Here is a 26824-nt window from a genome sequence, read left to right as displayed (position 1 = left end):
CCGCGCACAGGATCTCCTCCTGCACGGTGACCGGGCGCCGCCCCTCCCCGGCCCGGTACTCCGGGGCGGGGAGCGCCTTGCGGTCCAGTTTGCCGTTGACCGTCAGCGGCAGTTCGTCCAGGGGCACGAAGGCGGACGGGACCATGTACTCGGGCAGCCTTGATGCCACCAGGTCCCGCAGCCGGTCGACCTCCTGCTCGGCCGGGACGACATACGCCACCAGGACGCCCTCACGGGCCACCACCGCGGCCTGGGTCACCTCGGGGTGGGACAGCAGTGCCGTCTCGATCTCACCGGGCTCGATACGGAAGCCGCGCACCTTGACCTGGTCGTCGGCACGGCCACCGAAGACGAGTCGACCCTCCGCCGTCCAGCGCGCGAGGTCGCCGGTGCGGTACATCCGCTGACCTGCCTCGAACGGGGACGCCACGAACCGTTCGCCGGTCAGCGCGGCACGGCTCACATAGCCTCGCGCCAGCCCCGCGCCCGATACATACAGCTCACCCGTCACACCGACCGGGACCGGCCGGAGTCCCTCGTCCAGGACGTACGCCCGCGTGTTGGCCATCGGGGCGCCGATGGTCGGTTCGTCGCCGGGGGCGAGTGGCTCGGACATGGAGGCACACACCGTCACCTCGGTCGGGCCGTACGCGTTCACCAGGCGGCGACCCGGTGCCCAGCGTTCCACCAGGCCCGCGTCCAGTGCCTCGCCGGCGGAGATCAGCGTCCTCACCGTTGCCAGGTCATCGGCGCCCAAGGCGCCCAGTACCGCCGGGGGCAGGGTCACATGGGTCACCCCATGACGGGCGACCACACCCGCGACACCCGCGCCCGAGTCCAGTTCCTCGGCCGAACCCGCGACCAGTACCCCGCCCGCGCACAGGGTCACCCACACCTCGGACACCGCCGCGTCGAAGCCCACCGACGCGAACTGGAGCACCCGGGCGGCCTCATCGACGGCGAACCGCTCGCCCTGGGCCGTCACCAGGTTCGCCAGTCCGGCGTGCGAGACCGCGACTCCCTTCGGGGTCCCCGTCGAGCCGGAGGTGTAGATCACATACGCCAGGTCGCCGGTGACGCCAGGAGCGTCCGGCGACTCACCGGGCTGGTGCAGATCCTCCACGCCGAGGACAACGGACACACCCGCGTCCGCGAGCATGAACTCCACCCGCTCGGCCGGAAGCTGCCCGTCGATCGGGAGATACGCCGCCCCCGCCTTCCACACGCCCAGCATCGCGGTGACCAGCTCCGGGCCACGCGGCAGCCGCAGGCCCACGACCGTCTCCGGGCCGACACCCTGGCCCCGCAGATGGTTGGCCAGTCGGTTCGCCGCCGCGTTCAGCTCGCCGTACGACAGTTCGGTGCCCTCGCCGGTCACCGCCACCGCGTCCGGGGCAGCCGTGGCCCGCCGCTCGAACAGGTCCACCACCGACGCGTCCGGCAGCTCCGTGGTGTTCCAGGTGCCGAGGATGCGGTCGCGTTCGGCGGGGGTGAGCAGGTCGACCGCGGTGAGGTGGGTCTCGGGGGTGGTGGTCGTGGTGTCCAGGACCCGGGTGAACCAGTCGGCGAACCGGGTGGCGGAGGGCTCGTCGAAGAGGTCCGCCGACACCGTCAGCATGCCGCGCAGGCCCGCCGGGCGGCCGTCCCGGTCGAAGAGTTCGCCGACCATCACATCGACGTCACCCTTGATGGAGGTGACGACGGCGGCCTCGGTCGCCGGGAGCGAGCCGGTGCGGACGCCGGGCAGGTCCAGTTCGGCGCGTTCGATGTTCTGGAGGGTGAGGACCACCTGGAAGAGGGGGTGGCGGGACATGGAGCGTTCGGGGGCGAGTTCCTCGACCAGGCGCTCGAAGGGGACGTCCTGGTGGGCGAACGCGCCGAGGCTGGCCTCCCTGACCCGGGCCAGTACCTGCCGGAACTCGGGGTCGCCGGACAGGTCGGTGCGGATGACGAGGGTGTTGACGAAGAAGCCGACCAGGTCGTCCAGGGCCTCGTCGGTGCGGCCCGCGACGCCGCAGCCGATGGGGACGTCGGTGCCCGCGCCCAGCCTCGACAGGGTGGTCGCCAGGGCGGCCTGGAGGACCATGAACGGGGTCGCGCCCTCGGCGCGGGCCAGCTCCACCAGCCGCCGGTGCACCTCGGCCGGGATCTGGAGGGGTACCCGGTATCCCAGATGACTGGCGACGGCGGGGCGGGGGCGGACCGTGGGGAGGGGGAGTTCCTCCGGGGCTCCGGCGAGTGCGTTCCGCCAGTACTCGACCTGGGTGGAGAGCAGGCTCGCCGGGTCGGAGTCCTCGCCCAGCAGGTCGCGCTGCCAGAGGGCGTAGTCCGCGTACTGGACCGGCAGCGGCTGGAAGACCGGGGCCCGGCCGCGCAGGCGTGCCGCGTAGGCGGTGGAGAGGTCGCGGCCCAGGGGGCCCATGGACCAGCCGTCACCGGCGATGTGGTGCATGACCACGAGCAGGATCTGCTCGTCCGGGGATGACTCGAACAGGCAGGCGCGGAGGGGGAGTTCGGCGGAGAGGTCGAAGGGGTGCCGGGACGCCCGGTCCACCGCTTCGGCCAGGTTCTCGCGCGCGACCTCGGTGACCTCCAGCCGCCAGTCCAGCTCGGCCATGCCCAGGACGCGCTGGTACGGCTCGCCGTCCACCGCCGCGAACACCGTCCGCAGCGACTCATGGCGTCCGATCACATCCCGCAGGGCCACGCCCAGCGCTCCCGCGTCGACCCCGCTCACCCGGACCGGCACGGCGATGTTGTAGGCGGCGCTGGGTCCCTCCATCTGGGCGAGGAACCAGAGCCGTCGCTGCGCGAAGGACAGGGGTACCCGCTCCGGGCGGGCGGTGGCGGCCCGCAGTGCCGTACGGGCCGGGCCGCCGCTCTCGGTGAGGCGGGCCGCGAGACCGGCGACCGTCGGCGCCTCGAACAGCGCCCGCACCTCGATCTCCACGCCGAGGACCACCCGGACCCGGGAGATCAGCCGGACGGCCAGCAGGGAGTGCCCGCCGAGCTGGAAGAAGCTGTCGTCGACGCCCACGGAGTCGACGCCGAGCACGTCGGCGAAGATCGCGCAGAGCATCTCTTCCTGGAGGGTGGCGGGGCCGCGCCCGCCGCCGGAGGTGTACTCGGGCGCGGGCAGGGCCCGGCGGTCCAGTTTGCCATTGGCGGTCAGCGGCAGTTCGGCGACGGTGACGACGGCCGCCGGGACCATGTAGCCCGGGACGCGTCCGGCGACGAAGGCCCGCAGGGCGTCGGGGTCGGCCAGGGGGCGGGCGGGGTCGGCGGGCACGACGTACGCCACCAGCCGTTTGTCGCCGGGGGTGTCCTCGCGGGCCAGGACGGCGGTGCGGGCCACGTCGGGGTGGGCGAGGAGGGCGGCCTCGATCTCGCCGGGTTCGATGCGGAAGCCGCGGATCTTGATCTGTTCGTCGGCGCGTCCGATGTAGAGGAGTTGCCCGTCGGGGGTCCACTTGGCGAGGTCGCCGGACCGGTACATGCGCGCGCCGGCCGATCCGAAGGGGCAGGCGACGAAGCGTTCGGCGGTCAGCTCGGGTCGGCCCACATAGCCGCGGGCGACCTGGTCACCGGCCACATACAGTTCGCCGATCACTCCGACCGGCGCCGGGTCGAGGGAGTCGTCCAGGACATAGGTCGACAGTCCGGGCAGCCCGCGGCCGACGACGCTGCCGGTCTCGTCGTCACCGGGGCCGAGCCGCCAGTGGGTGGCGTGGACGGTGGTCTCGGTGATCCCGTACATGTTGACAAGTCGGACGCGGGGGGCGTCGTCGTCGCGCGGCCACCAGCCGCGCAGCCGGGCGTGGTCGAGGGCCTCCCCGCCGAACACCATGAGCCGCAGGTCCCGGGGCCGGAACTCGTCCACGGCGAGGAGTTGGTAGAGCGCCGAGGGGGTCTGGCTGAGGACGGTGACCTGTTCGTCGGCCAGGAGCCGGGCGAACTGCTGCGGCGACCGCGACACATCGAAGGGGACGACGACCACGCGGGCCCCGTGGACGAGCGCTCCCCACAGTTCCCAGACGGAGAAGTCGAACGCGAAGGAGTGGAAGCAGCTCCAGACGTCGGACGGGCCGAGTTCGAAGAGCCCCTGGGTGGAGGCGAACATGCCGACGACATTGCGGTGGCTGACGGCGACGCCCTTGGGGCGGCCGGTCGAACCGGAGGTGTAGATCACATAGGCGCGGTTGTCGGGGGTGACCGACCGGGCGAGCGGTGCCGCGTCCAGCGCGGCGAGCCGGGCCCGAGTCTCCGGGTCGTCCAGGACGGTGAGGTGGACGGTGGGCGGTACGTAGTCCGCGAGCTGCGGGAGGCATGCCGTGGAGGTGACGACGGCCACCGCTCCGGCGTCGGCCAGGACATAGCTCACCCGTTCCGCCGGGTGGCGCGGGTCGACGGGGAGGTAGGCGGCACCGGTCTTGAGGACGCCGAGCAGCGCGACGACGGTCTCCGCGCCCCGGTCCAGCATGACGGCGACCGTGGATTCCGTACCGGCGCCGAGTCCGCGCAGATGGCGGGCGAGGCGGTTGGCACGGGCGTCCAGCTCGGCGTAGGTGAGCCGGGTCCCGCCGGCCACCACGGCGACGGCGTCCGGGACCGCCGCGACCTGGCGTTCGACGAGGTCGGCGAGGGTGGCGTCGACGGCCGGCGGAACCTGGTCGTTCCAGGCGTGCAGCAGCCGGGCCCGCTCCTCGCCGCCGAGGACGTCGATGGCCCGCAGATCGGTGTCCGGGCCGTCGTCCAGGGCGACGGTGAGTGCGGTGACGGTGTTCTCGACGGCGATGGCCAGCAGCCGGCCCACGGCCTGCGGGTCGAGCACGTCGACGGTCTGCACACCCAGGCTCAGCCCGCCCGCGCCACGGTCGTTGACCGACACCACCAGCGGATAGTTGGTCCGCTCCTCGGCGAAGACCGTACGGATCCCCTCGACCGGCCGCTCCTCGCCGCCCTCCCCGGCGTCCGGGGTGCGGCCACCGCTGCCGGTGACATGCCGGTAGTTGAACAGCGAGGTGAACAGCGGCATATCGGCCGCGACCCCGCTGACCTGCTGCGCGACCGCCAGCGGAGCGTGCTCGTGCTCCAGCAGTGCGGCGAGCTGATCCCGCATGCCCTCCACGGCGGCCCGCACCCCGACCGGGCCGGTCCGGACGCGGACGGGGAGCGTGTTGATGAACGGGCCCAGCACCCGGTCGGCGCCCTCACCGGCGTTCATCCGCCCGAACAGCACGGTGCCGAAGACCACGTCGTCCCGCCCGGACAGCACCGCCAGCACCCTCGACCACACCACATGCAGCACCGTCGCCGGACTGACCCCCAGCCGCCGCGACACCTCCCGCAGCCCGGCGACCACCTCGTCCGTCACGGACACCACACCCGACACCACACCACTGCCGTCACCGCGCACATCCAGCAGCCCGTACGGTGCCGTCGGCTCGGTCACATCGCCCAGCAGCCCGGCGAAGAACCGCTCGTGCTCGGCACGCGGCACTGCCCGCGTCTGCGCGACGAAGTTCCGGAACGGCAGCGCGGGAGCGAGCCGCTCCACCTGTCCCGTCAGAACCGCCCGCAGCTCCTGGAGCACCACATCCATGCCCAGGTGGTCCTGGACCAGGTGATGCATCCGCACCAGCCCCAGCCACCGACCGTCCACCACCTCCGCCACATGCAGATCCATCAGCGGAGCCCGCCGCAGATCCATCACCGAACCACCGGCGGCCACGAGGGCGTCCGCCCACCGCGCGGGCTCGGTGGACGGGACATCGAGGACGTGCTCGACGACGGGCAGCACGACCCGCCGCCACACCACCTGCACCGGCTCCCGCAGACCCTCCCAGACCACACCGGTCCGGTAGATGTCATGCCGGTCCACCACCTGCTGCAACGCACCCGCGAACTCATCCAGCCGCGCCCGCGACTCGAACTCCACCAGCCGTACCGTCACATAGGCGTCGGCTCCGCCCCCGGCCATCAGATGGTGGAAGAACAGTCCCTCCTGGAGGGGCGCCAGCGGATACACGTCCGCGATGTTCGCCGCGCCGCCGTCGACCGCAGCGGCGACCCGGTCGATCTCGTCCTGGTCCAGCTCCACCAGCGGCAGCATCTCGGGCGTGATGTGCTCGGCGTCCGCCGGGATCAGGTTCTCCGGCACCTCCACCGACCCGACCGCCGCCGCCCGCGCCAGCCCCGCCGGACTCGGCGACTCGAACAGCGCCCGCACCGACACCGACACACCCCGGCCGCGCAACCGCTCCACCAACGACACGGCGAGCAGGGAATGCCCGCCGAGCTGGAAGAAGTTGTCCTCCACCCCGACCGACTCCAGGCCCAGCACCTCGGCGAAGACCGCGCACACGATCTCTTCCCGCACGGTGGCCGGGCCCCGGCCCACACCGGTGGCGTACTCGGGCGCGGGCAGGACGTTGCGGTCCAGCTTGCCGTTGACCGTCAGCGGCAGCTCGTCCAGGGGCATGAAGGCCGCCGGGACCATGTACTCGGGCAGTCGCGACGCGACCAGCTCCCGCAGCCGGTCGACCTCCTGCTCGGCCGGGACGACATAGGCCACCAAGGCACCCTCACGGGCGACCACGGCGGCCTGGGTCACCTCCGGGTGCGACAGCAGCACGGTCTCGATCTCACCCGGCTCGATCCGGAACCCGCGCACCTTCACCTGGTCATCCGCACGGCCGCCGAACACCAACTGCCCATCGGCCGTCCAGCGCGCCAGGTCACCGGTCCGATACATCCGCCGTCCGGCGTCGAAGGGGGACGCCACGAATCGCTCACCGGTCAGCCCGGGGCGATTGACATACCCGCGCGCCAGCCCCGCACCCGACACATACAACTCACCCGTCACACCCACCGGCACCGGCTCAAGCGCCTCATCCAGCACATAGAGACGGGTGTTGGCGATCGGCCGCCCGAAGGGGACGGGCCCGGAGCGCTCGCCGTCCACCTCCCCGATCGCCACGATGACCGTGCTCTCGGTCGGCCCATACGCATGCACCAGTCGACGACCCACAGACCAGGTCCGCGCCACCGCCTCGGTGACCGTCTCCGCGCCCACCACGATCGGACCCACATGCGCGAGAGCGGCAGGCTCCAGCACACCGAGCAGCGACGGCACGACGCTGGCCGCCCGCACGCCCTCCAGCTCCGCCAGCCGCTGCGGCTGCTCGCGCTGCTCATCGCTGGCGATCCACAGCGCCGAGCCGGATGAGAGCGCCACGGCCACATCCAGCACCGACGCGTCGAAACTGAAGGAAGCGAACTGCAACAGACCCACACCCGGGCCCGCGCCCATCACGGGCCCGAACACCGACACCAGGTTCGTCAGTGAGCCATGGGAAACGGCCACGCCCTTCGGCGTCCCCGTCGAACCTGACGTGTAGATCACATACGCCAAGTCGCCGGCGATACCCGGCGTGACGTCCGACTCCCCCGGCTGGTCCAGATCCTCCACACCGAGGACGACTGAGACACCCGCGTCCCCGAGCATGAACTCGACTCGCTCAGGGGGGAGTTGGGCATCGATGGGCAGATAGGCCGCCCCCGCCTTCCACACACCCAGGATCCCGATGAGCGTCTCCGGGCCGCGCGGCAGCCGCAGCCCCACCACCGACTCCGGACCCACACCTCGGCCTCGCAGATGATGCGCGAGCCGGTTCGCCGCCGCGTCCAGGTCGCCGTACGACAGCTCGGTGCCCTCGCTGACCACCGCGATCGCGTCCGGGGTCGACGCGGCCCAGTGCTCGAACGACTCGACCACCGACGCGCCCAGTGCGCCCGGTGCGTCCGGCGCGTCCGGGGTCGTCGTGTCGTTCCACTCCACCAGGAGGCGGTCCCGTTCGCCCGTGTCGAGGACGTCCACGGCGCCGAGCCGTATGTCGGGGCGGGCGGTGACGGCCGTCAGGACGCGCGCCCAGCGTTGCGCGATCCTCTCCACGGAGGCGGCGTCGAAGAGGTCCGCGGACGCGGTCAGGGAGCCGCGCAGTCCGGCGGGGCGGCCCTGGGCGTCGAACTGCTCGCCGACGACGATCTCCAGGTCGAACTTGGCCGGTACGATCACCGGCGCGCCCAGGGTCTGGCCGCCGCGCGCGGCCCGTACGTCGGCCAGGTCCAGGGACGAGCGGCGGGTGTTCTGGACGGTGAGCATGACCTGGAACAGCGGGTTGCGGCTCAGGGAGCGGGAGGGGGCGAGTTCCTCGACCAGGCGCTCGAAGGGGACGTCCTGGTAGTCAAGGGCGTCCAGGCTGGCGTCCCGCACCCGGCGCAGGGCCTGCCGGAACTCGGGGTCGCCGGACAGGTCGGTGCGGATGACGAGGGTGTTGACGAAGAAGCCGACCAGGTCGTTGAGGGCCTCGTCGGTGCGGCCCGCGACGGCCGAGCCGATGGGGATGTCGGTGCCCGCGCCGAGCCGGGAGAGCAGGACCGCGAGGGCGGCCTGGACGACCATGAAGAGGGTGGCGCCCTCTTCGCGGGCCAGGTCGGTCAGGCGCTGGTGGACATCGGCGGGAACGTGCAGGGGGACGCGGTGGCCCCGGTGACCGGGGGCGGCCGGGCGGGGCCGGTCCACGGGCAGGGGCAGTTCCTCGGGTGCACCCGCCAGGGTCCGCCGCCAGTAGTCGACCTGCCCGGCGAGCAGGCTGTCCGGGTTGTCGCCGTCGCCGAGCAGTTCGCGCTGCCAGAGGGTGTAGTCGGCGTACTGCACCGGCAGCGGCTCCCAGCCGGGGGCCTCGCCGCGCAGCCGGGCCGCGTAGGCCGTCGACACATCTCGGGCCAGGGGTGCCATCGACCAGCCGTCGCCGGCGATGTGATGGACCGAGAGGACGAGCAGACCGCCGCCCTCCGTGTCCGGTGCGGCCTCGGCGTCGGTGGTGTCCGTGAGCAGGAGCCAGGCGCGGATGGGGATCTCGGTCGACAGGTCGAAGCCGGTCCAGGCCACCTCTTCGGCCGCCGACGCCAGTTCGGCGGGGGCGACCCGGCGCACCTGAAGGTCCCAGTCCAGGTCGTCCGGGGCCAGGATGTGCTGGTAGGGCTCACCGCCGTCGGCGACCTTGAAGAGGGTGCGCAGCGATTCATGGCGGACGATCACGTCCCGCAGCGCGGCGTCGAGTGCCTCGACGTCCAGGTCCCCGGTGAGGGTGACGACCAGCGGGAGGTTGTAGGTGGGAGTCGGGCCTTCCAGCCGGCTCAGGAACCACAGCCGCCGCTGCGCATACGACAACGGAATCATCGCTCGTTCTCCTTACGCATGGGACGCAATGCCGGCCGAGCCGACTTCTGGGTGCCCAACTTCGCCGCCAGCGCCGCCGGGGTCGGCGCCTCGAAGAGGGTTCGGATCTTCACGTCCACGCCCAGCCTGGCGCGGATGCGGGACAGCAGCCGGATGGCGAGCAGGGAGTGTCCGCCGAGGTCGAAGAAGCTGTCGTCGACCCCGACCGAGTCCTGTTCGAGGACTTCGGCGAACACTTCGCTGAGGACCGCTTCCTTCTCGTTGGCGGGCTCGCGTCGGGTCGGGCCGGTCGCCGCCGAGTGGTGGCCGGGGGCGGGGAGCGCCTTGCGGTCGAGCTTTCCGCTGGCCGTCAGGGGGAGTTCGGGCAGCGGGACGATGGCCGCGGGGATCATGTGGTCGGGCAGGAGGCGGGTGAGGTGGCGGCGGAGGGCGGCGATGGCCTGGTCGGTGCCGGGTGGGGTGACTTGGTCGGTGCCGGGTGCGGTGACCTGGTCGGTGCCGGGTGCGGTGCCGATCGCGGTGCCGGGGGCGGCGCCCTGGTCGGTGCCGGGTGCGGTGCCGATCGCGGTGCCGGGTGCGGTGCCCTGGTCGGTGCCGGGTGCGGTGCCGATCGCGGTGCCGGGTGCGGTGCCCTGGTCGGTGCCGGGTGCTGGGGGTGTGGGTGTGGCCGCTTCAGCGGGCGGCTGGGGTTCGCCGGGGGCGGCGGTGTGCTGCTCCGGGGCCTCGGGTCCCTCGGGGGTTTCCGGTGTCTCGGGGACGACGTAGGCGATCAGGCGGGTGTCTCCGGGGGTGTCGGTGCGGGCGATCACCGCGGCGTGGGCGACCGCGAAGTGGCTGAGCAGGGCGGCCTCGACCTCGGCGGGTTCGATGCGGAAGCCGCGGACCTTCACCTGGGTGTCGGCGCGTCCGGCGAACACCAGCCGCCCGTCCGAGGTGCGCTTGGCCAGGTCCCCGGTGCGGTACATCCGCGCTCCGGCGGAGCCGTACGGGCTGGCCACGAACCGTTCGCCGGTCGCGGCGGGGCTGCCGACATAGCCGCGGGCCAACTGGCCGCCCGCCGCGTACAGCTCGCCGACCGCGCCGATCGGGACCGGGGCGAGGGCGTCGTCCAGGACGTAGAGGTGGTTGCCGTCGAGCGGGGTGCCGATGGGTACCACGCCCGCGTCGGCCGTGTCGGCGGTCAGGGGGGTGGTGGTGATGCCGATGGTGGTCTCGGTCGGCCCGTAGTGGTTGTGGATCGGGCGGCCTCCGGCCTCTCGTACGAGTTCACCGACCCAGGCGGCCGGGGCGGCTTCGCCGCCGAGGACCAGGGAGCGGGCGGGCAGGATCCGCTGGACGCCGGTCGCGGCGGAGAGCGCGGTCAGATGGGAAGGCACCGCCTTGAGGTGGTCGATACGGTGTTCGCTCAGATAGCGGGCGACGGCTTCGGCGTCCATGACCATGGCTTCGTCCAGGATGTGGAGTTCGCCGCCGCTGATGAGGCTGAGGAACAGGACGGTGTTGCCGAGGTCGGTGAACTGCGGCTGGAGCAGCGCGTACCGTGCTCCGGGCGCCGTCCAGTCGAGGCGGGCCGACGCGGCTGCCGTGTAGTCGGCCAGTCCGCCCTGGGTGACGGCGACGCCCTTGGGGGTGCCGGTCGATCCCGAGGTGTAGATGACATAGGCGAGCTGGGCGGGGGCGGAGGTGGGGGCGGAGGCAGCGGTCCGGGGGGCCGTGGGCCGGTCGTCCGGGGTACCGGCCGCCGGGTCGAGGGACATCACCGGTACGCCGCCCAGGGTGTCCGCGCGCTCACCCGTTTCCGGGGTGAGGACCAGCCGGGCGCCGCTGTCGGCCAGCATGAAGGCGATCCGGTCGGGTGGGAGATGGGGGTCGATCGGCAGATAGGCGGCCCCGGCCTTCCAGGTCGCGAGGATCGCGGTGATCGTCGGCAGACCGCGCGGCAGGCACAGGCCCACCACGTGCTCCGGGCCGATCCCCTGGCCGCGCAGTCGCCCGGCGAGCCGGTCGGCCGCCGCGTCCAGGCCGGCGTAGGACACCCGGGTGCCGTCCGCGACCAGGGCGAGGGCGTCGGGGTCGGCCGCGGCCCGCTCCTGGAACCGTTCGAGGACGGTCGGCCGGTGCGTCGGTGCCAGCGGGGTGCCGCCCCCGGCGAGGAGCAGTTCGCGTTCCTGGTCGCCGAGGATGTCGACCTCGTGGAGCCGCAGGTCGGGGGTGGTGGTGACGGCGTCCAGGACGCGCAGGAACCGCCCGGCCATCCGGTCCGCGGCCGGGGCGTCGAACAGGTCGGCGGTGACGGTCACGGCGCCGCGCAGTCCGGCGGGACGGCCGTCGGCGTCGAAGGTCTCGCCGACGGACACGAAGAAGTCGTAGCGGCCCGGCGCCATCGCGGCGGCGTCGGGGGCGGCGGGAGCGGCGGAGGCGGCGGGGGTGTCGGAGGCGGCGGGGGCGGCCCCTTCGCCGCCGCTGCGCGCCCCGGTCAGGGTGAGTGCCGCGCGCTCGTTGTTCTGGAGGGTCAGCATCACCTGGAACAGCGGGTGGCGTCCCAGGGCCCTGGAGGGGGCCAGTTCCTCGACCAGCCGCTCGAAGGGGACGTCCTGGTGGGCGAGCGCGCCGAGGCTCGCTTCCCGGACCCGGCCGAGGAGCTGCCGGAAGTGCGGGTCGCCGGTCAGGTCGGTGCGGATGACGAGGGTGTTGAGGAAGAAGCCGACCAGGTCGTCAAGGGCCTCGTCGGTGCGGCCGGCGATCGGGGAGCCGATGGGGATGTCGTGGCCCGCTCCGAGACGGGACAGGGTCACCGCCAGGGTGGCCTGGAGGACCATGAAGGGGGTGACCCCTTCGGCGCGGGCGAGTGCGACGAGCCGCTGGTGGACGGTGTCCGGCACCTCCAGGGGTACCCGGTGGGCCTGCCGGCTCGCCACGGCGGGGCGGGGGCGGTCGATGGGGAGGGTGAGTTCCTCGGGTGCCCCGGCCAGGGTGCGGCGCCAGTAGTCGACCTGGGCGGCGAGCAGGCTGTCCGGGTCGGACTCGTCGCCGAGCAGGTTCCGCTGCCAGAGGGTGTAGTCGGCGTACTGCACCGGCAGGGGCTCCCAGCCGGGGGCCTCGCCGCGCAGCCGGGCGGCGTAGGCGGTGGAGAGGTCGCGGCCCATGGGGCCCATGGACCAGCCGTCGGTGGCGATGTGGTGCACGACGACCATGAGGAGGTGGGTGGTGATACCGGTGTCGGTGCCGGTGCCGGTATCCGTACGGGGGCCGGGGCCGGGGTCGCCCTCGCCCTCGTCCTCGTCCTCGGCGTGGAACAGCCAGGCGCGGATGGGGAGTTCGGCCGCGAGGTCGAAGGTGTGTCCGGCGGCTCGGGCGACCTCGGCGGCGAGGTCGCCGGGCCCGGTCCGGGTCACCTGTAGCTCCCAGTCCAGGTCGTCGGGGTCGATGATGTGCTGGTAGGGCTCGCCTTCGACGGCCGGGAAGACGGTGCGCAGCGACTCGTGGCGGGCGATGACATCGCGCAGGGCCGCCGCCAGCGCCGGGATGTCGATGTCACCGCTGAGCCGGACGGGGACCGGGATGTTGTAGGTGGGTCCGGCTCCTTCGAGCTGGTCGAGGAACCACAGGCGGCGCTGCGCGAACGACAGCGGCACCCGCTCGGGGCGTTCGGCCGCCGCCCGCAGGGGCGTACGGGCCTGGGTGTCACCCTGGTCCGCGAGACGCGCGGCGAGCGCGGCGACGGTCGGTGCCTCGAACAGGGTCCGCAGCGGCACCTCGACGCCGAGGACGGCCCGGATCCGGGACAGCAGGCGGACGGCGAGGAGGGAGTGGCCGCCGAGCTGGAAGAAGTCGTCGTCGACTCCGGTCGAGTCCAGGCCGAGCACCTGGGCGAAGGCCGTGCACAGCAGTTCCTCCTGGACGGTGGCCGGTGCCCGGCCGGTGCCGGTGCCGGTGGCGTACTCGGGCGCGGGGAGCGCCCTGCGGTCGAGTTTGCCGTTGACGGTCAGCGGCAGCTCGGGGAGCGTGACGAACGCGGCGGGCACCATGTAATCCGGCAGCCGGGAGGCCACCAGGTCCCGCAACCCGGTCGGGTCCCCGCCCGCCGTGGGCACGACATAGGCGACCAGGGTGTCGTCACGGGCGATCACGGCGGCCTGGTCGATGTCCGGGTGGGTGACCAGCACGGCCTGGATCTCGCCGGGCTCGACCCGGAAGCCGCGCACCTTGACCTGGTCGTCGGCGCGTCCGACGAAGAGCAACTGCCCGTCGTACGTCCATTTCGCCAGGTCGCCGGTGCGGTACATCCGCTGCCCCGGGCCGCTGTGGGGGCCGGCCACGAAACGCTCGCCGGTGAGTGCCGGGCGGTTGGCGTAGCCGCGCGCCAACTGAGCGCCCGCCAGGTAGAGTTCGCCGGTCACTCCGGGGGCCACCGGCTCCAGATGGTCGTCCAGGACGTACACCTGGGTGCGGGCGACGGGGGCGCCGATGGGGACCTGGCCGTCGTCCCGGTCCGGGTCGCAGGCCCAGGCGGTGACATCGACGGCGGCCTCGGTGGGACCGTACAGATTGTGCAGGGCGACCCCGGTGAACGCGGTGTGGAAGCGGGCCTGGGTCTCCGGGGAGAGTGCCTCGCCGCTGCACACCACATGCCGCAGGCTGGGCAGCCGGGCGGCGCTCTCCCCGGAGTGCAGCAGGAAGGCGTCCAGCATGGACGGCACGAAGTGCAGCACGGTGATCCGCCGGTCGCGGATGAGGTCGGCGACATATCCCGGGTCGCGGTGTCCGCCGGGGCGGGCCAGGACCAGGGTCGCGCCGGAGATCAGCGGGCAGAACAGCTCCCACACCGATACGTCGAAGACGACGGGCGTCTTCTGCATCACCCGGTCACCGGCGCCGATGCGGTAGTGGTCGCGCATCCACACCAGCCGGTTGACGATGCTGTCGTGCGCGATCAGCGCGCCCTTGGGGCGGCCGGTCGATCCGGAGGTGTAGAGCAGGTAGGCCGGGTGGCGGGGGTCGAGGGGGGTGGAGGCGGAGGCGGAGCCCGCATGCAGGTGAGGGAGGTCATCGCCCGGGTCGGGGAGGGCATCGCCCGGGTCAGGGAGGTCATCCCCCGTCGACAGCCGCGCGATCGTCTCCGCGTCGTCGAGGACGGCGACCGGTGCCCCGTCCTCCAGGAGCAGGGCGACGCGCTCGGCCGGGTACGACGGGTCGACCGGCAGATAGGCGGCACCCGACTTCAGTACGCCCCACAGCGCGACCATCAGCTCGATGCCGCGCTCCAGGACGACCGCGACCACCGTCTCCGGCCCCGCGCCCAGCGCCCGCAGCCGACGGGCGACGCGCTCCGCGCGGCGGTCCAGTTCCGCGTACGTCAGCTCGGTGTCCTCGAACACCACGGCGACCGCGTCCGGGGTCAGACGGGCCTGGGCCTCGAAGAGTTCGGGCAGGGTCGCCGACGGCATGGGCACGTCCGTGTCGTTCCAGTCGGCGAGAACGCGCTGCCGCTCGGGGGCGTCGAGGATCTCGACGGCGTGCAGCCGGACCTCCGGCGCGGCGGTCAGCCGGTCCAGCATCCGCAGGAGCAGGGCGGCCATCCTGGTGACGGTCGGCGGCGCGAACAGGTCCGTCGAGCCGGTGACGAAGCCGTGCACCCCGGCCGGACGCCCCTGGGCGTCGAAGACCTCGGACAGCGCGATGTCCAGATCGAACCTCGCGGCGGTGGCCGAGACGGACCCCGCCGGTTCCTGCGGATCGTCGCCCTGCCCGGTGGAGGCGGCCAGCGGGGAGGCGGTCCCCTCGGTGTTCTGGAGCGTCAGCATGACCTGGAAGAGCGGATGCCGGGCGAGGGAGCGCTCGGGGGCCAGCTCCTCCACCAGCCGCTCGAAGGGCACGTCCTGATGCGCCAGCGCCCCGAGACTCGCCTCCCGCACCCGCCCCAGGACCTCACGGAACTCCGGGTCGCCGGACAGGTCAGTGCGAATGACGAGGGTGTTGACGAAGAAGCCGACCAGATCGTCCAGCGCCTCATCCGTACGGCCCGCGATCGGCGACCCGATCGAGATGTCGGTACCCGCCCCGAGCCGGGACATCAGCATCGCCAGGGCGGCCTGCACGACCATGAACACCGTGACGCCCTCGGACCGGGCGACCTCCGCCAGCCGCTGATGCACCTCCGCCGGGACCCGTACCGGCACCCGGTGGCCGCGATGGCTGCTGACCGCCGGACGCGGCCGGTCCGTCGGCAGGTCCAGCTCCTCCGGTGCACCGGCCAGCGTGTGCCGCCAGTACTCCACCTGCGTGTGGAGCAGGCTGTCCGGGTCGGACTCCTCCCCCAGCAGCTCCCGCTGCCACAGCGCGTAGTCGGCGTACTGCACCGGCAGCGGCTCCCAACCGGGGGCCTCGCCGCGCAGCCGGGCCGCGTACGCGGTCGCCAGATCCCGGCTCAGCGGACCGCGCGACCAGCCGTCGGTGGCGATGTGATGGACGACGACCACCAGCACCCGCACATCCGGGGCGGCCTCGAACAGCCAAGCACGGATGGGCAGTTCAGCGGAGAGATCGAAGGCGTACGCGGATGCCTCGGCCACGGCCCGGTCCAAATCATCGGCCCCGGCCGGGGCCACGACCTGAAGCTCCCAGTCCAGGTGACCGGGGCCGAGGACCCGCTGATACGGCTCCCCCTCAACCTCCGGGAACACCGTCCGCAGCGACTCGTGCCGCCCGATCACATCTCGCAGCGCGGTGTTCAGTACGGCGGCGTCGACATCCTCGCTCAGCCGGATCACCGTCGGCAGGTTGTAGGTGGGACTCGGCCCTTCGAGCTGGGCGAGGAACCACAGCCGCCGCTGCGCGAACGACAACGGCACCCGCTCCGGCCGCTCCACCGCCGCCCGCAGCGGCGTACGGGCCCGGGTGTCACCCTGGTCCGCCAAGCGTGCCGCGAGCGCGGCCACGGTCGGTGCCTCGAACAGGGTCCGCAGCGATACCTCGACACCGAGGACAGCCCGGATCCGGGACACCAGCCGCACCGCGAGCAGTGAGTGCCCGCCCAGCTCGAAGAACCCTTCGTCGGCCCCGACCGAGTCCAGCCCCAGTACATGGGCGAAGGCGGAGCTGAGGAGTTCCTCGGTCACACCACCCCCGCTGCGCGCAGCGCTGGTGCCGGTGCCGTAGTCGGGGGCGGGCAGGGCCTTGCGGTCGAGCTTGCCGTTGGGGGTGAGCGGGAGGGCGGGGAGGGTGATGACGGCGGCGGGGATCAGGTGGGTGGGCAGCCGCGCTGCCACGAAGTCCCGCACCCCGGCCGTGTCGGCATCGGCGACGATGTAGGCGACGAGGCGTTTGTCGCCGGGGGTGTCCTCGCGGGCGATCACGGCGGCCTGCTGGATTTCCGGGTGCGTGAGCAGGACGGTCTCGATCTCGCCGGGTTCGATGCGGAAGCCCCGGATCTTGACCTGCGCGTCCGCCCGGCCCAGGTAGACGAGCTGGCCCTCGGTCGTCCACTTGACCAGGTCGCCGGTGCGGTACATCCGCCGGCCGGTGTCGAACGGGGAGGCCACGAAGCGTTCACCGGTCAGCGCCGGGCGGGCGATGTACCCGCGGGCCAGTGCGGCGCCGGAGACGTACAGCTCGCCGGTGACACCGACCGGGACGGGGCTCAGCAGGTCGTCCAGGACGTAGAAGCGGGTGTTGGCGATCGGCGCACCGATCGGGACCGCGCTCATGCCCGGTGTCAGTTCGGCGGTGGCGACACCGATGGTCGTCTCGGTGGGGCCGTAGTGGTTGAAGACCCGGCGGCCCTCGGCAGCGGCGGACGTCACCAGCTCCCGCACCCAGCCCGCCGAGGCGGCCTCACCGCCGAGTACCACCGACCGGGCCGGGAGGAGCCGCTCGATGCCCGCCGCGCCGGTCAGCGCGGCCAGGTGCGACGGCACCACCTTGTACGAGTCCACCGACTGCTCCGCCAGGTAGCCCGCGACCGCCTCGGGATCAGTGGCCGCCTCCGCGTCCAGCACATGCAGTTGACCACCGGAGACGAGGCTCGCGAAGACGACCGTGTTGCCGAGGTCGGTCACCTGCGCCTGGAGCAGCCCGTACCGGGCACCCGGCTCCGACCACCCCAACCGGGCAGAAGCCGATGCCACGTAGTTCGCCAGCGACCCCTGCGTAACTCCGACGCCCTTCGGCGTCCCGGTCGAACCCGACGTGTAGATCACATACGCCAGGTCCAGCGGACCCGCCGCAGGCGCGGGCACAGGTCGTCCCTCCGGCAACTCGTCCAGCCACAGCACCGGAACACCGAAGGTGCCCTCCACCTCACGGTCCAGTACGACCACCCGCGCGCCACTGTCCGCGAGCATGAAGGAGAGGCGTTCGGTGGGCATCGCCGGGTCGATCGGCAGATAGGCGGCCCCCGCCCGCCACACACCCAGGATCGCCGCGATCATCCGCGCACCCCGGGGCAGGCACAGCCCCACCACCGACTCACGGCCCACGCCCGCCGCCAGCAGACCCGCCGCCACCCGGTCCACCTCCGCCGCGAGCTGGGCGTAGGTCAGCTCCACGCCCTCGGCGACCAGCGCCACCGCGTCCGGGCACTCCACTGCCCGCCGCAGGAACCGATCCAGGACACCGACATCCGTCCCGGTCGTCTCCGTGGCGTTCCACCGGTGGAGGACCAGGTCCCGTTCCTGGTCCTCAAGGACCTCGACCGCGCTCAGTGCGGTGTCGGGGGCTGCGGTCAGTGTCTCGACCACCGTGGTGAACCACTCCGCGATCCGCGTGGCGCTCGACGGGTCGAACAGATCCGCCGCCACCGTCAGCGACCCCCGGAACCCGGCCGGACCGCCGTCCGCGTCGAACTCCTCCGACACCGACAGCCCGAGGTCGAACCGTGCCGACGCCGTCCCCGCGCCGCCCGCCGACGCGCTACCGGCGGCGCTGGCGGCGGCGTCGGTGAGGTCCAGCGCTCCCCGGTCGGTGTTCTGGACGGTGAGCATGACCTGGAAGAGGGGGTGCCGGGCGAGGGAGCGCTCGGGGGCGAGTTCCTCCACGAGGCGTTCGAAGGGCACGTCCTGGTGGGCCAGTGCCCCGAGGCTCGCCTCCCGTACCCGGCCGAGCACCTCGCGGAACTCCGGGTCGCCGGACAGGTCGGTGCGGATGACGAGGGTGTTGACGAAGAAGCCGACCAGATCGTCCAGGGCCTCATCCGTACGGCCCGCGATCGGCGACCCGATGGGAATGTCCCGGCCGCCGCCGATCCGCGACAGCGTGACCGCGAGGGCGGCCTGCAACACCATGAACGCGGTCACGCCCTCCGACCGGGCCAGGTCCGCGAGCCGGTGATGTGCGGCGGCCGAGACCCGTAGCGGTACGACATGGCCGCGGTGACTACTGACGGCTGGACGCGGGCGGTCCGTCGGCAACGCGAGCTCCTCCGGCACTCCGGCCAGGGTCCGCCGCCAGTACTCCACATGGGCCGACAGCAGGCTCTCCGGGTCGGACTCCTCGCCCAGCAGGTCGCGCTGCCAGAGGGCGTAGTCGGCGTACTGCACCGGCAGGGGCTGCCAGTCGGGGGCCTCGCCGCGCAGCCGGGCCGCGTACGCGGTGGAGAGGTCGCGGCTCAGAGGCGCCATCGACCAGCCGTCGCTCGCGATGTGATGCATCAGCACCAGCAGCAGATGCTCGTCCGGCCCCGCCGGGAACAGCCACGCCCTGATCGGCAGCTCCGCCGAGAGTTCGAAGGCGTACCGCGAGGCCCGGTCCACGGCTTCGGCGAGTTCGGCGGGTTCCAGTGGGGTGACCTGGAGTTCCCAGTCCAGGTCGGCGGGGTCGAGGATCCGCTGATACGGCTCCCCGTCGACGGCCGGAAACACCGTCCGCAGCGACTCGTGCCGCCCGATCACATCCCGCAGCGCAGTGTTCAGCACGGCGGTGTCGACACCGGTCAGCCGGATCGGCACGGGGAGGTTGTAGGTGGGACTCGGCCCTTCGAGCTGGCCCAGGAACCACAGGCGCCGCTGAGCGAATGAGAGGGGGATGCGCTCGGGTCGCTCCGCAGCCGCCCGCAGGGCTGTACGGGCCTGGTCGGTACTGCCTAGCGCGATGCGGGCCGCCAGCCCGGCGACCGTCGGCGCCTCGAACAACGCCCGGACCTCGACCTCTACGCCCAGCACCGCCCGGATCCGCGAGATCAGACGAACCGCGAGCAGAGAGTGACCACCGAGCTGGAAGAAGCTGTCGTGCACGCCGACAGCCTCGACTCCGAGCACCTCGGCGAACAGCGTGGAGAGGATCTCCTCGTGGACGGTCGCCGGGGCGCGGCCACCGCCCGTCGCGTACTCGGGTGCGGGGAGGGCTTGGCGGTTCAGCTTTCCGTTGGCGGTGAGGGGCAGTTCGTCCAGTCCGATGAAGGCGGCCGGGACCATGTACTCCGGCAGGCGGGATGCCACGAGGTCGCGTAGTCCGTCCACGTCCGCGACGGACGGGACGATGTAGGCCACGAGGGCTTCGTCTCGGGCGATCACGGCGGCCTGGTCAATGTCCGGGTGGGTCAGCAGGACGGTCTCGATTTCGCCGGGCTCGATCCGGAAACCGCGCACCTTGACCTGCTGGTCAGCGCGCCCGGCGAACACCAGCTGACCGTCCGGAGTCCAGCGGGCCAGGTCACCCGTGCGGTACATCCGCCGGCCAGCGTCGAAGGGCGACGCCACGAAACGCTCACCGGTCAGCGCCGGACGATTCACATACCCACGCGCCAGCCCTGCACCCGAAACGTACAGCTCACCAGCGACACCGGCCGGGACCGGCTCAAGAGCATCGTCCAGGACATACAGCCGGGTGTTCGCGATCGGGCGGCCAAAGGGCACGGGGCCCGGACGGTCGGCGTCCACCGTCTCCGCCGCGACCATCACCGTCGCCTCGGTCGGACCGTACGTGTTCACCAGCCGCCGACCGGCAGACCACTCCCGCGCCACCGCCTCACTGATCGCCTCAGCACCCACGAGAAGGGTCTCTACGCGTTCGAGATCCCCCGGCTCCAACACCCCCAGCAACGACGGCACCACACTCGCCGCCCGCACACCCTCCAACTCCGCGAGCCTCTGCGGGTGCTCCCGCTGCTCATCGCTGGCGATCCACAACGCCGAGCCGGACGACAACGCCACGGCCACATCCAGCACCGAGGCGTCGAAGCTGAACGAGGCAAATTGCAGGATGCCTACGCCGGGACCAGCACCCATGACCGGCCCGAACACCGACACCAGATTCGCCAGCGAGCCATGCGAGACCGCAACACCCTTCGGCGTCCCCGTCGAACCGGAGGTGTAGATCACATACGCCAGATCGCCAGTGACACCGGGAGCCTGCTCCGGCTGACCCGGCTGGTCCAGATCCTCCGGAGCAAGGACAAGGGCAACCCCCGCGTCCGCGAGCATGAACTCAACGCGCTCAGTCGGCAGTTGCACATCGATGGGCAGATACGTCGCCCCCGCCTTCCACACACCCAGGATCCCGGTGATCATCTCCGGGCCGCGCGGCAACCGCAGCCCCACCACCGACTCCGGCCCAACCCCCCGACCCCGCAAGTAGTGCGCGAGGCGGTTGGCCGCCGCGTCGAGGTCGCCGTACGACGTCTCGACGCCCTCGCTCACCACCGCGACCGCACCCGGAGCCGAGGCCGCCCACCCCTCGAACTGCTCGACCACCGTCAGGTCGGGACGCTCGGCGGCCGTGTCGTTCCACTCCAGCAGCAACCGGTCCCGCTCACCCGCGTCCAGGACCGGCACGCGGTCGAGGGGCAGCGCGGAGTCGTTGTTCAGGGCGTCGAGCAGATTGCGGGTCGTCGTCGCGAGCAGCCGTCCGACCACCTTCGCGTCGATCGGGGCCACGGCCTCCACGGTGAAGCTGATGATGTCCGGGCCGAGGTCGTTGACCGCGATGGTCAGTGGGTAGTTGGTGCCGTCCCGGCGGGAGACCTGCTGGATGCCGGGGAGTGATTCCTGTTGGGCGCCGGCTGTGGCGTGGTCGGCGTGACGGTAGTTGAAGAGGGCGGTGAAGAGCGGGGTGTTGCCCGCGATGCCGCTGGCCTGCTGGGCGACGGCCAGTGGAGCGTGCTCGTGCTCCAGCAGGCCGGCGAGGTCGTCCCGCATCCGCTCCACGGCGGCCCGTACGCCGACCCGGCTGGTCCGGGCCCGTACCGGCAGGGTGTTGATGAACGGGCCGAGTACTCGGTCGGCGCCCTCACCGGCGTTCATCCGCCCGAAGAGGACGGTCCCGAAGACCACGTCGTCCCGCCCGGACAGCACCGCCAGCACCCGCGACCACACCACATGCAGGACCGTCGCCGGGCTCACGCCCAATGCCCGTCCTGTTGCGCGGAGTTGGGCGACCTGGTCGCGGGGCAGCTCGACCAGTTCGGTGGCCATACCGCTGCCGTCGCCGCGTACGTCCAGGACGCCGAAGGGTGCGGTCGGCTCGGTCACATCGCCCAGCAGCCCGGCGAAGAAGCGCTCATGGTCGGCCCGCGAGACCCGGCGGGTCTGGGCGACGAAGTTACGGAACGGCAGCGCAGGCGCCAGCTCATCCACCCGGCCCGTCAGCACCGCCCGCAACTCCCGCAGCAGCACATCCATGCCCAAGTGATCCTGCAACATGTGATGCATCCGCACCGCGGCCAGCCACCGCCCATCACCATCACCATCACCCGGCACCTCCGCCACATGCAGATCCATCAGCGGAGCCCGACCCAAGTCCATCGCCGAGCCCACCACGGCCAGCAGCGCATCCGCGGGGTCGGTGTGTTGTGCGGTGTCGATCCGGTGTTCCTGGACTGCGAGGGCCGCCCTCCGCCAGACCACCTGGACCGGCTCCCGCAGGCCCTCCCAGACCACGCCGGTGCGGTAGATGTCGTGCCGGTCCACCACCTGCTGGAGTGCCCTTGCGAACTCGTCCAGCCTGGGCCGGGACGCGAACTCGACCACCCGGACGGTGACATAGACATCGGCGCCGTCGGCCGCCATGAGGTGGTGGAAGAGCAGGCCCTCCTGCAAGGGCGCCAGCGGATACACATCGGCGATGTTCGCGGCGCCGCCCTCGACGGAGGCCACGACCTGGTCGATCTCGGCCTGGTCCAGCTCCACCAACGGGAGCATCTCGGGGGTGAGGTGCTGCGCGTCGGCCGGGATCAGGTTGTCCGGCACCTCCGCCGACCCGGCCCCCGCCGCCCGCGCCAGCCCGGCCGGGGTCGGTGACTCGAAGAGCGCCCGCACCGGCACCGACACACCCCGGGCGCGCAAGCGCTCCACCAGCGACACCGTCAGCAGTGAGTGGCCACCCAGGCGGAAGAAGTTGTCCTCCACCCCGACCGACTCCAGGCCCAGCACCTCGGCGAACACCGCGCACAGGATCTCCTCCTGCACGCTCGCCGGGGCACGGCCGACACCGGAGGTGTACTCCGGTGCGGGGAGGGCTCGGCGATCGAGCTTGCCGTTGGCGGTCAGGGGCAGCTCGTCCAGCGGCACGAAGGCGGCCGGGACCATGTACTCCGGCAGCCGCGACGCCACCAGCTCCCGCAGCCCGTCCACGTCCTGGACCGAGGGCACGACATACGCCACCAGCACATCGCCACGGGCCACCACAGCGGCCCGGGTGACATCCTCATGGGTCAGCAGGGCCGCCTCGATCTCACCCGGCTCGATACGGAAGCCGCGCACCTTGACCTGGTCGTCGGCACGGCCACCGAAGACGAGTCGACCCTCCGCCGTCCAGCGCGCCAGGTCGCCGGTCCGGTACATCCGCTGACCTGCCTCGAACGGCGATGCCACGAACCGCTCACCCGTCAGCCCGGCACGGCCCACATAGCCTCGCGCCAGCCCCGCCCCCGATACATACAGCTCACCCGTCACACCGACCGGAACCGGCTGAAGGCCCTCGTCCAGGACGTACACCCGGGTATTGGCCATCGGGGCGCCGATGGTCGGTTCGTCGCCGGGGGCGAGCGGCTCGGACATCGAGGCACACACCGTCACCTCGGTCGGACCGTACGCGTTCACCAGACGGCGACCCGGTGCCCAGCGCTCCACCAACCCCGCGTCCAGCGCTTCACCGGCCGACACCAGCGTCGTGACCGTCCCCAGATCACCGGTGCCCAGAGCGCCCAGCACCGCCGGGGGCAGCGTCACATGGGTCACCCCATGACGCGCCACCAACTCCGCCAACCCCGCACCCGGAACCACCTCGTCCCGGGACCCCACCACCAACACCCCACCGGCGCACAGCGTCACCCACACCTCGGACACGGCCGCGTCAAAGCCCACCGACGCGAACTGGAGCACCCGGGCGGCGTCATCGACGGCGAAACGCTCACCCTGGGCCGTCACCAGGTTCGTCAGCCCGGCATGCGTGACCGCGACGCCCTTCGGTGTCCCCGTCGAGCCGGAAGTGTAGATCACATACGCCAGATCACCGGTGACACCAGGAGTCTCACTGGGCTGACCCTGCTGGTCCAGGTCGTCCGACCCGAGGACGAGGGCGACACCCGCGTCCGCGAGCATGAACTCGACGCGCTCTGCGGGCAGTTGTGCATCGATGGGGAGATAGGCGGCGCCCGCCTTCCACACGCCCAGCATCCCGGTGACCAGCTCCGGGCCGCGCGGCAGCCTCAGCCCCACGACCGACTCCGGGCCGACACCCCGGCCCCGCAGAGAGTGCGCCAGCCGGTTCGCCGCCGCGTCCAGCTCCCTGTACGACAGCTCCGTACCGTCACCGACGACCGCCACCGCGTCCGGTGCAGCCGCGGCCCGCCGCTCGAACAGTTCCACCACCGACGCGTCCGGCACCTCCGTGGCGTTCCACGTGGCGAGGATGCGGTCGCGTTCGGCGGCATCCACGACGGCCACGGCACGGAGGGGGATCTCCGGGGTCTCGGTCACTGTCGCCAGCACCCGGGTGAACCAGTCCGTGAGCCGTTCGGCGGTGGCCCGCTCGAAGAGGTCCGTGGAGGCGACCAGTACTCCGCGCAGCCCGCCCGGACGGCCCTCGGCGTCGAAGCTCTCCGCCAGCGAGACATCGAGGTCGAACCTCACCACCGACGACGAGCTGTCCAGCGGCAGGCTTCCGGCCTCCACCTCGGGCAGTTCCAGCGCCGCGCGGTCGACGTTCTGGACCGCCAGCATGACCTGGAAGAGGGGATGCCGGGCGAGGGAGCGCTCGGGGGCCAACTCCTCCACCAGCCGCTCGAAGGGCACGTCCTGATGCGCCAGCGCCCCGAGGCTCGCCTCCCGCACCCGCCCCAGGACCTCACGGAACTCCGGGTCGCCGGACAGGTCGGTGCGGATGACGAGGGTGTTGACGAAGAACCCGACCAGATCGTCCAGCGCCTCATCCGTACGGCCCGCCACCGCCGAGCCGACCGGGATATCGGTGCCGGCACCGAGCCGGGACAGGGTCACCGCGAGCGCGGCCTGCAACACCATGAACGCCGTCACGCCCTCGGCCCGTGCCAGCTCCACCAGCCGCTGGTGCACCTCGGCGGGAACCCGCACCGGCACGACATGGCCCCGATGGCTCACCACCGCGGGACGCGAGCGGTCCGTCGGCAGGACGAGTTCCTCGGGAACCCCGGCCAGCGTGCGCCGCCAGTACTCCACCTGCGTGTGGAGCAGGCTGTCCGGGTCGGACTCCTCGCCCAGCAGTTCCCGCTGCCACAGCGCGTAGTCGGCGTACTGCACCGGCAGCGGCTCGAACACCGGCGCCTCACCGCGCAAGCGCGCGGCATACGCGGTGGACAGATCACGCCCCAGCGGCGCCGTCGACCAACCGTCACCGGCGATGTGGTGCACCACCAGCACCAGCACCTGTTCACCCGAGTCGGCCTGGAACAGGGACGCCCGGATCGGAATCTCCGAGGCCAGATCGAACGCGTACCGCGAGGCCGCCAGGGCCGCACCCGCGAGTTCGGCGGGTTCCAGTGGAGTGACCTGGAGTTCCCAGTCCAGGTCGGCGGGTTCGAGAATCCGCTGATACGGCTCCCCGTCGACGGCCGGAAACACCGTCCGCAACGACTCGTGCCGCCCGATCACATCCCGCAGCGCGGTGTTCAGCACGGCGGCGTCGACACCGGTCAGCCGGATCGGTACCGGGAGGTTGTAGGTGGGGCTCGGCCCTTCGAGCTGGCCCAGGAACCACAGGCGCCGCTGAGCGAATGACAGGGGGATGCGCTCCGGGCGTTCCGCAGCCGCTCGCAGGGCCGTACGGGCCTGGCCCGTGCCCTGGGCGATACGGGCCGCCAGCCCCGCCACCGTCGGCGCCTCGAACAACGCCCGGACCTCGACCTCTACGCCCAGCACCGCCCGAATCCGCGAGATCAAGCGGACCGCGAGCAGAGAGTGACCACCGAGCTGGAAGAAGCTGTCGTGCACCCCGACGGCTGCCACTCCGAGCACCTCGGCGAAGACCGCGCACAGGATCTCCTCCTGCACGGTCGCCGGGGCCCGTCCCGCACCGGTCGCGTACTCCGGCTCCGGAAGCGCCTGCCGGTCCAGCTTTCCGTTGGCGGTCAGGGGTAGTTCGTCCAGTCCCATGAAGGCGGCCGGGACCATGTACTCCGGCAGACGGGATGCCACCAGCTCCCGCAGCCCATCCACGTCCTGCAACGGCGGGACGACGTAAGCCACGAGGGCTTCGTCTCGGGCGATCACGGCGGCCTGGTCGATGTCCGGGTGGGTGAGCAGGACGGTCTCGATCTCGCCGGGCTCGATACGGAAACCGCGCACCTTGACCTGCTGGTCTGCGCGCCCGGCGAACACCAGCTGCCCGTCCGGAGTCCAGCGGGCCAGGTCCCCGGTCCGATACATCCGCCGCCCGGCGTCGAACGGAGACGCCACGAAACGCTCACCGGTCAGCGCCGGGCGGTTCACATACCCGCGCGCCAGTCCGGCACCCGAAACGTACAGCTCACCAGCGACACCGGCCGGGACCGGCTCAAGGGCATCGTCCAGGACATAGAGGCGGGTGTTCGCGATCGGGCGGCCGAACGGGACAGGGCCCGGACGGTCGGCGTCCACCGTCTCCGCCGCCACCATCACCGTCGCCTCGGTCGGACCATACGTGTTCACCAACCGCCGACCCACAGACCACTCCCGCGCCACCACCTCACTGATCGCCTCAGCACCCACGAGCAGGGTCTCCACGCCTGCGAGATCCTCCGGCTCCAACACCCCAAGCAGCGACGGCACCACACTCGCCGCCCGCACACCCGTCAGCTCCGCCAAACGACGGGGCTCCTCCCGCTGCTCCTCACTCGCAATCCAGAGCGCCGAACCGGACGACAACGCCACCGCCACATCCAGCACCGAGGCATCGAAGCTGAAGGACGCGAACTGCAACACACCCACACCCGGACCAGCACCCATCACCGGCCCGAACACCGACACCAGATTCGCCAGCGAACCATGCGAGACCGCAACACCCTTCGGCGTCCCCGTCGAACCCGAGGTGTAGATCACATACGCCAGATCACCGGCAACACCCAGAGCCTCCGCAGACTCCCCCGGCTGATCCAGATCCTCCACACCAAGGACGACAGAAACACCCGCGTCC

Annotated in this window: 2 protein-coding genes (both running past the window's edge); both read right to left on the bottom strand. The window is 72.0% G+C overall.

Annotated features, from left to right (window positions below; translation table 11 throughout):
- The coding region annotated (locus tag ABZX40_RS05410; RefSeq protein ID WP_355741750.1) for an amino acid adenylation domain-containing protein crosses the window boundary (this coding region is incomplete at its 3' end): on the bottom strand, positions 1 to 9244 show 9244 of its 17783 nt. Its footprint begins 8539 nt before the window's first position.
- On the bottom strand, positions 9241 to 26824 hold the 3' end of the coding sequence (locus ABZX40_RS05405) for a non-ribosomal peptide synthase/polyketide synthase (RefSeq protein WP_355741752.1). Its footprint extends 23978 nt past the window's final position; 17584 of the gene's 41562 nt are visible here — the last part of the coding sequence; the start codon falls outside the window, past its right edge; it ends in the stop codon at positions 9241 to 9243. The genes ABZX40_RS05410 and ABZX40_RS05405, both read right to left, overlap by 4 nt.

Source organism: Streptomyces sp. NPDC004610 (assembly GCF_040609715.1).
Taxonomy (GTDB): domain Bacteria; phylum Actinomycetota; class Actinomycetes; order Streptomycetales; family Streptomycetaceae; genus Streptomyces.
The sequence above is the reverse complement of the archived record's forward strand: the minus strand, read 5'-3'. Positions and strand labels throughout refer to the sequence as shown.